This is a genomic window from Peristeroidobacter agariperforans (assembly GCF_004138335.1).
GTDB lineage: Bacteria > Pseudomonadota > Gammaproteobacteria > Steroidobacterales > Steroidobacteraceae > Steroidobacter > Steroidobacter agariperforans.
In genome coordinates, this window is sequence record NZ_RYFW01000012.1 from 1 (window position 1) to 9084 (window position 9084).

Annotated in this window: 4 protein-coding genes; all 4 read right to left on the reverse strand. The window is 61.8% G+C overall.

The window, feature by feature from the left end; all coding sequences use genetic code 11:
• Nucleotides 1-7728, reverse strand: a 7728-nt coding sequence (locus EK373_RS32910) for a calcium-binding protein (protein WP_157994654.1), incomplete at its 3' end; no start/stop codon positions are given.
• The gene (locus EK373_RS32915; protein ID WP_198683853.1) at nt 7729-8106 is read right to left on the reverse strand and encodes a hypothetical protein; all 378 of its coding nucleotides are present in this window, start codon (nt 8104-8106) and stop codon (nt 7729-7731) included. It lies immediately after the preceding gene.
• Nucleotides 8107-8114: 8 nt separating this feature from the next.
• Complete coding sequence (locus EK373_RS32920; protein WP_129649613.1) at nt 8115-8555, reverse strand: hypothetical protein; 441 nt, start codon at nt 8553-8555, stop codon at nt 8115-8117.
• A 173-nt stretch (nt 8556-8728) separates the two neighbouring features.
• On the reverse strand, nt 8729-9084 hold a 356-nt coding region (locus tag EK373_RS33305; RefSeq protein WP_157994655.1), incomplete at its 5' end, for a hypothetical protein.

Here is a 9084-nt window from a genome sequence, read left to right on the forward strand (position 1 = left end):
GCCGGTATTGATTGTGTCGTTGCCCGCACCGCCGATGAACAGATCCTTGCCGGTGCCGCCCGTCAACGTATCGGTGCCGTCACCGCCGTCGAACAGATTGCCGCCGGTCGCATTTGTATCGGAGATGATGTCGTTGCCGGCGCCGCCTTGGAGGAGATCGACGCCTGCGCGCCCATCGATGTTGTCGTTGCCATCGCCACCGTAGAGATGGTCGTTGGTGGCGTAGCCGGTCAGCGTGTCGTTGGCCGACGAGCCTTGTAGTGCCATCGACTTGACGGTTGCGACATCCCACGTCGTGCCGTCGGCAAAGCGAATCTGCTCCACCGCGTAGGTGCGAGTCGAGACGCCGTCGTTGTTGAAGTAGTTCTGGATGGTGACCTGATCCGTCGTGCCTGCGATCTTCAGGATCAGGGTGTCGCCGGAGCGCGTGATGGTCACATCGCTCGCGAGTACGCCCTCCTTGAATTGCAGCACGTCGACCTTGCCGGCCGTCGGATCGGCATTGCCGCTCCAACCGTCAGAGTCGTTGTTGATCGTGTCCTGACCGTCGCCGACGCCGAATAGATATGTGTCGCTGCCGAAACCACCGACGAGGTAGTCATTGCCCGCGCCACCATCCATCACGTCGTTGCCACCAGCACCGCCGTACTGACCACCGCCGTAGAGGTTGTCGTTGCCGGCACCGCCAGTGAGCACATCGTCGCCCGCGTTACCGGACAACGTGTCGTTGTCGTCGCCGCCGGAGAGTTGGTCGGCACCATCGCCACCGGAGATGTTGTCCGTACCAGCCCCGCCCTCGACGATGTCGTTGCCACCGCGAGCGTCGATCGAGTCGTTGCCTGCACCGGCATTGATCGTGTCGGCAGTAGCGTAGCCGGTCAGCGTGTCGTTGCCGGACGTGCCGAGCAGCGCCATCGCCTTAACAGCATTCACGTCCCATGTTGTGCCGTCAGCAAAGCGGATCTGCTCCACCGCGTAGGTGCGAGTCGAGACGCCGTCGTTGTTGAAGTAGTTCTGAATCGTGACTTGATCAGTCGTGCCAGCGATCTTCAAGATCAGGTTGTCCCCGGAGCGCGTGATGGTCACATCGCTCGCGAGTACGCCCTCCTTGAATTGCAGCACGTCGACCTTGCCGGCCGTCGGATCGGCATTGCCGCTCCAGCCGTCAGAGTCGTTGTTGATCGTGTCCTGACCTTCGCCGACGCCGAATAGATATGTGTCGCTGCCGAAACCCCCGACGAGGTAGTCATTGCCCGCGCCACCATCCATCACGTCGTTACCGCCAGCGCCGCCGTACTGACCACCGCCGTAGAGGTTGTCGTTACCGGCACCGCCAGTGAGCACATCGTCGCCCGCGTTACCGGACAACGTGTCGTTGTCGTCGCCGCCGGAGAGTTGGTCGGCACCATCGCCACCGGAGATGGTGTCCGTACCAGCACCGCCCTCGACGATATCGTTGCCGCCGCGAGCGTCGATGGAGTCGTTGCCAGCACCGGCATTGATCGTGTCGGCAGTAGCGTAGCCGGTCAGCGTGTCGTTGCCCGACGTGCCGAGCAAAGCCATTGCCTTCACGGTCGCAACGTCCCATGTCGTGCCGTCAGCAAAGCGGATCTGCTCCACTGCGTACGTCCGAGTCGAGGCGCCGTCATTGTTGAAGTAGTTCTGGATCGTGACCTGGTCCGTAGTGCCGGCGATCTTCAAGATCAGGTTGTCACCCGAACGTGTGATGGTCACATCGCTCGCGAGTACGCCTTCCTTGAACTGCAGCACGTCGACCTTGCCGGCCGTCGGATCGGCATTGCCGCTCCAGCCGTCCGAGTCGTTGTTGATTGTGTCCTGACCGTCGCCGATGCCGAATAGATATGTGTCGCTGCCGAAACCCCCGACGAGGTAGTCGTTGCCAGCGCCACCATCCATCACGTCGTTACCGCCAGCGCCGCCGTACTGACCACCGCCGTAGAGATTGTCGTTACCCGCGCCACCGGTGAGCACGTCATCGCCCGCGTTACCAGACAACGTGTCGTTGTCGTCGCCGCCGGAGAGTTGGTCGGCACCATCGCCACCGGAGATGTTGTCCGTACCAGCACCGCCGTCGACGATATCGTTGCCGCCGCGAGCGTCGATCGAGTCGTTGCCTGCACCGGCATTGATCGTGTCGGCGGTGGCGTAGCCGGTCAGCGTGTCGTTGCCGGAGGTGCCGAGCAGCGCCATCGCCTTCACGGTCGCAACGTCCCATGTCGTGCCGTCAGCAAAGCGGATCTGCTCCACCGCGTAGGTGCGAGTCGAGACGCCGTCGTTGTTGAAGTAGTTCTGGATCGTGACCTGATCAGTCGTGCCTGCGATCTTCAAGATCAGGTTGTCCCCGGAGCGCGTGATGGTCACATCGCTCGCGAGTACGCCCTCCTTGAATTGCAGCACGTCGACCTTGCCGGCCGTCGGATCGGCATTGCCGCTCCAACCGTCAGAGTCGTTGTTGATCGTGTCCTGACCGTCGCCGATGCCGAATAGATATGTGTCGCTGCCGAAACCACCGACGAGGTAGTCATTGCCCGCGCCACCATCCATCACGTCGTTACCGCCAGCACCGCCGTATTGACCACCGCCGTAGAGATTGTCGTTGCCGGCACCGCCGACCAACTGGTCGTCGCCTGCACCGCCGGTCAAAGTGTCGGTGCCATCGCCACCGTCGAGATAGTCGCTACCGCCATTGCCGTTCAACTGGTCGTTGCCGAGACCGCCGTCAAGGTGGTCGGCACCGGCAGCGCCGTGCAATGTGTCGTTGCCGCCCAGTCCAAACAGCGAACTGCCCGTCGCCTGCGCATATAAAATGTCGGCGCCTTCGGTACCCTGTTGGACTTTGCCCTTGACGGTATCGATGTTCCACACCGTGCCGTCGGCGAATCGGATCTCTTCGATCGCGTAGCCACGCGGAGACGCAGCTTCGGCGACGAAGTAGTTCTGGATCGTGATCTGATCCGTCGTCCCGACGATGCGGACGAGCAAGTTGTCACCCTGGCGGATGACGGTGACTTGATCGGCGAGCACGCCCTCCTTGAACTGCAGCACATCGAGCTTGCCAACCGTCGGATCGGGATTGCCGCTCCAACCGTCGGAGTCGTTGTTGATCGTGTCCTGACCGTCGCCGATGCCGAACAGATAAGTGTCGCTGCCGAAACCACCGACGAGGTAATCATTGCCCGCGCCACCATCCAACACATCGTTACCGCCGTTGCCGCCGTACTGACCACCGCCGTAGAGGTTGTCATTACCCGCACCGCCGGTGAGCACGTCATCGCCGGCGTTACCGGACAACGTGTCGTTGTCGTCGCCGCCAGAGAGTTGGTCGGCACCGTCACCACCGGAGATGTTGTCGGCACCAGCTCCGCCCTCGACGATGTCGTTGCCGCCGCGGGCATCGATCGAGTCGTTGCCTGCACCACCGTTGATCGTGTCGGCGGTGGCGTAGCCCGTCAGCGTGTCGTTGCCCGACGTGCCGAGCAGAACCATCGCCTTGATAGCGGCGAGATCCCACGTTGTGCCGTCAGCGAAACGGATCTGCTCGACCGCATAGGTGCGATTCGAAACGCCGTCGTTGTTGAAGTAGTTCTGGATCGTGACCTGGTCAGTAGTCCCTGCGATCTTCAGGATCAGGTTGTCACCCGAGCGCGTGACGGTCACGTCGCTCGCGAGTACCCCTTCCTTGAATTGCAGCACGTCGACCTTGCCCGCCGTCGAATCGGCATTGCCGCTCCAACCGTCGGAGTCGTTGTTGATCGTGTCCTGACCGTCGCCGATGCCGAACAGATACGTGTCGCTGCCGAAACCACCGACCAGGTAGTCGTTGCCCGCGCCGCCATCCATCACATCGTTGCCACCAGCACCGCCGTATTGACCACCGCCGTAGAGGTTGTCGTTGCCGGCACCGCCAGTGAGCACATCGTCGCCCGCGTTACCGGACAACGTGTCGTTGTCGTCGCCGCCGGAGAGTTGATCAGCGCCATCACCACCGGAGATGGTGTCGGTACCAGCCCCGCCCTCGACGATGTCGTTGCCACCGCGAGCGTCGATCGAGTCGTTGCCTGCACCACCGTTGATCGTGTCGGCGGTGGCGTAGCCGGTCAGCGTGTCATTGCCCGACGTGCCGAGCAGAACCATCGCCTTGATAGTGGCGAGATCCCACGTTGTGCCGTCAGCGAAACGGATCTGCTCCACTGCGTACGTCCGGTTCGAGAAACCGTCGTTGTTGAAGTAGTTCTGGATCGTGACCTGGTCCGTAGTCCCTGCGATCTTCAAGATCAGGTTGTCGCCCGAGCGCGTGATGGTCACATCGCTCGCAAGCACTCCCTCCTTGAATTGCAGCACGTCGACCTTGCCCGCCGTCGGGTCGGCATTGCCGCTCCAACCGTCGGAGTCGTTATTGATCGTGTCCTGGCCATCGCCGACGCCGAATAGATAAGTGTCGCTGCCAAAACCACCGACCAGGTAGTCATTGCCCGCGCCACCATCCATCACATCGTTGCCGCCAGCGCCGCCGTACTGACCACCGCCGTAGAGGTTGTCGTTACCCGCGCCGCCAGTGAGGACGTCGTCGCCTGCGTTACCGGACAACGTGTCGTTGGCGTCGCCGCCGGAGAGTTGGTCGGCACCGTCGCCACCAGAGATGTTGTCGGTACCAGCCCCGCCCTCGACGATGTCGTTGCCGCCGCGGGCATCGATCGAGTCGTTGCCTGCACCACCGTTGATCGTGTCGGCGGTGGCGTAGCCGGTCAGCGTGTCATTGCCCGACGTGCCGAGCAGAACCATCGCCTTGATAGTGGCGAGATCCCACGTTGTGCCGTCAGCGAAACGGATCTGCTCCACTGCGTACGTCCGGTTCGAGAAACCGTCGTTGTTGAAGTAGTTCTGGATCGTGACCTGGTCCGTAGTCCCTGCGATCTTCAAGATCAGGTTGTCGCCCGAGCGCGTGATGGTCACATCGCTCGCAAGCACTCCCTCCTTGAATTGCAGCACGTCGACCTTGCCCGCCGTCGGGTCGGCATTGCCGCTCCAACCGTCGGAGTCGTTATTGATCGTGTCCTGGCCATCGCCGACGCCGAATAGATAAGTGTCGCTGCCAAAACCACCGACCAGGTAGTCATTGCCCGCGCCACCATCCATCACATCGTTGCCGCCAGCGCCGCCATACGCTCCGCCGCCATATAACGAATCGTTGCCCGCAGCGCCGGAAATCGTATCGTCGCCGTCGCCGCCGTAGAGACGGTCGTCACCGGCGTCGCCGGTCATCAGGTCATCGCCGGACTGACCGCTGATCTCATCGTTGCCCTCCCCACCCACCAGAATGTCGGCGCCGTCGCCGCCGTAGAGCCGGTCATTGCCGACTCCTCCGTGCAGCTCGTCGACGCCGGCGAGGCCTTCGATGAGATCGTTGCCGTCATAACCGAAGATCACGTCGGAGCCTGGTGTTCCGATGATGTGATCGTCACCGCTGCGAATAACTCCCTGCATTGCATGGCGGATCGTAATCGGCAGCGTCGCAGCCTCGGTCTCCAGCGCGGTGACGAACTGTCGATATAACGTATCTACGTACGGATTGATTCCTCGCACAACCACGAGAAAGTCCGCCAGCTCCGCCGCTGCCGTAGCATCCGCGTTACCAAAGCGCTGCGCAAAATGCGCACTCACTTCCGCGAAATCGCCGCTCCAGGCGCCGTTGACCTGCGAGAAGGATGTCATGTTGAACAACGCATCGGCATGGCTATCGGCCATGAGCTGCGAATACACCGAGAGCTCCAGCCCGGCGTAAACATTCGCCAGCATCTCGGCGTACTGCCCGTTCGGCTGCTGTTGCAGCGCTGCTTGTCCCCAGAATGTTTCCAGGACGGCCAGGTGCTGGCCGTCGATCGCAGGGCCACGGCCGTTGGGAACGGCGTTTTGTTGACCGGTCCAGGCGATCAGAATCTGCCCCACGAGCGCCCGGCGTGCCGCCGGATCGCTCTCGGCCACGAACATTTCGACCAGATCCTGCAGCTGACCGGTCGAATCGTGCGCCATGGCATATCGCAACGAGTACGCATTGCCGAAGCCGTAAGCGTCCGGCAGCGCTGCGACATCCGGCGGCACTTCCACACCGACGCCGTTGTGGACGTCGACCGGAATCGTGTTACGCCGATCCGAGTCGAACCACAATGTATTGGTGAGCCCGCTGCTGCCATTGGCGTAGTTGAACGAGCTCTGCTCGCGGTGCTGAACGTTGTTGCTGTCGGTGAAGTGGTTGCTGGTGTAGCCCACTTCGATCGAGCTGATCCCGAGGCTCGACAACGTGTGCAGCTCGCCCGCTTCGGCGACGCCGTTGCTGTTTGCATCCTGCCAGACGCGCAGCTCGGCAAAGATCGAATCGCCTTCGCTGATCACGCCGTCGCTATTGGTGTCGAATTCGGTGAGCGCTTCATAGCCATTCTCGGCGTACTGGCCATTTGCAAGCAGCGTCTCGGTGCCGAACAGCTCGGCGCCGCCGTCGATGTACCCGTTGTCATTGCGATCGAGCACCAACAGGCCGTCGGTCGCGTGCACCCAGCTGGTCGACTCGGCGAACCCGCTGTTGTCCAGATCGAAATGTACGCCGTGATTGCGCGGCAGTGTCCGAATGGCGCCATCGCCGTCCAGGTCGAGAGCCAATGGATCACGACGCGGCACCGGAGGTGTCGGCGGAGGTGGAGGCGGCGGCACGGGTGTTGGCGTCGGCGGCGTTGGCGTCGGCGGCGTCGGCGTCGGCGGTGTTGGCGTCGGCGGCGTTGGCGTCGGCGGTGTTGGCGTCGGCGGCGTTGGCGTCGGCGGCGTTGGCGTCGGCGGCGTTGGCGTCGGCGGTGTTGGCGTCGGCGGTGTTGGCGTCGGCGGTGTCGGCGTCGGCGGTGTTGGCGTCGGCGGTGTCGGTGTCGGCGGCGTTGGCGTCGGCGGAGTCGGCGTCGGAACGTTCGGATCCGGGTCGTCGTCGTTGTGGATGCCGTCGCCGTCTATGTCCGGATCCGAATAGTCAGGATCGCCATCGCCATCGATGTCGCTATCGTAACGATCCGGATCGTCATGGTTGGGAATGCCATCGTCGTCCACGTCCGGATCGCGGTCGTCCGGCATGCCATCGCCATCGTAGTCGGGGCCGTTCGGCGTGGCATCGAAATCATTGGGAATGCCGTCATCGTCGATGTCGCTGTCGACATCGTTCGGCGTGCCATCGTCATCGAGGTCGTTGTTGGGATCCGGATCGTCGTCATTGGCGACTCCGTCACCGTCGGCGTCCGGATCCTGCTCGTTCGGTATGCCATCCGCATCGATATCCTGCGGATGACTGGGCAGCGCATCGATGAAATCTGCGTTCGCGGTGGGCAGGACGAAGCCCTCGAACCCGAGGGTATTGAAACCCGCCTCGGCCAACGCATTCCAGACAAAATCCACGCAGCTGTTGGTAATGCCGTTGTAGTCGTCCGTGCCAAAGCCCTCTTGGACCGGATCCTCGAGGAAATTCATCATCGCGTCGTATTGCTGCTGAGTCAGCTCGAACTCGCGCGAGTGATAGATCTCCAGATAGTAATTGTCGTCATTCATCGTGACGCCGCCCGGCGCGTAGCCGTAGCTGCCATCCGGCGTCGAGATCCACATGTGACCGAACAGCGAATCGCGTGAGCCAGTGGTATCCGCTCCGGCCTCGGCGATATTTACGGTAATCGTTGGCATTTAAGTTCCCTCTTGTACGATTTCTTGTGCTGCGCCTTGTTTGAAAACCACATGGAACGCACGTGTACCCGCTCCGGGGAACTGCGTGTCCGTGCGAAAAGTCATTCGGATATAACTGGCGTCGGGCTGCTCCGACTGCGCGAAAATCACGGCGAGCGGATTGGCGTTCGACGGCCAGCGGGTGGGATCGGGCTGCACCTTGTAAGCGAAACCGCCGCCGGCGAGCTTGGCTTCGAAGGGCGTCATTCCCAAGGTAACGATGCCGCTCAGGATGGCTTCTCGATATTGCTCGCGAACGTGCTGAGGTCGTTCCGCGATCATTCGCTGCGCCAACGCCACACGGGCTTCATCGCCCATACGTTCCTTGTCATCGCTCATTGCTTCTCCTAAAAACCGGTGCAATACGTCTTCGGCATCACCTGCACGACCATCTCGAACTCGACATCCGTCAGCGCGGGCAGCGGCTGCCGGGAGCGCAACTCGATCCGATAGTCGCCGGATGCGAGGACATGTCTTCCAAGGGTGAAGCCGGTCCATTTCTCGCCGCGGATGGCCAATCGCGGCGCGCTCTCGAAGTCGAGCACGCGCTGTTCCTTGTCGCCGAGCAGGTAGACGCTCACGGCGATCGGCATCGGCAACTGGTTGTCGACCAGCAAATGTTTGAACATATTTATTCTTTGGATCTTGTGAATCAGGCGCAGATCGAATTCGTATTCGCAGCGCTTCTCCACTTCGAAAGTCTTGCTAAAGCTCAGTCCGTTGGCGTCCATCGTGCCGCGCGCTTGCAGCGGCATCGAGGTCCCGAGAAAGAAATCCAGAACGGTCATGGCTTGCACCTCATGCGCCGGCGTCCAGACAAGCAGACAGCACACTAGTGTTCTGACAAAGCGCCGCACTGGCAGCGAAGCTGTTGGACTTGGCCATCGGGGCATATTTCCTCCATGAATCCCCACAGCGCCTTGCTCGGATGGCAAGGCGCCGTGGTGGGCTTGTTACAACGTCAGACCAAACGTTGCACTCCCGTGTGTAGCGAGCTCGTCGGCTGCAGCGTCTGTGGAGCGATACCGAACTGCGCATCGCTCATCGTTGTCGTTGCGGGCACGACGCCGATGTTGGTGAGGTTGCGATTCAGGCCGTACTGATATGCCAGATCGCCACCGATCGCTGCGGTGTCGCTGCCTCCGGTGTGGAAGTCGAGCAACGCCGTTGTCAGCGCCCAGCTCGTCAGCGAGGGATTTGCGGCCCGCGCCAGGTCGAACTGATTCACCAGGCCCAGGAAGTCGAATTGCTCGACCTTCTGATCCTTCAGCGGATCGGCGCCGCCGGCGGCGAAGTCCGCCATCGCTTCGGCGATCA

Coding starts and splice junctions, on each gene's coding strand:
- EK373_RS32920 (WP_129649613.1), bottom strand. CDS start 8,555: ATGACCGTTCTGGATTTCTTTCTCGGGACCTCGATGCCGCTGCAAGCG.
- EK373_RS32915 (WP_198683853.1), bottom strand. CDS start 8,106: ATGAGCGATGACAAGGAACGTATGGGCGATGAAGCCCGTGTGGCGTTG.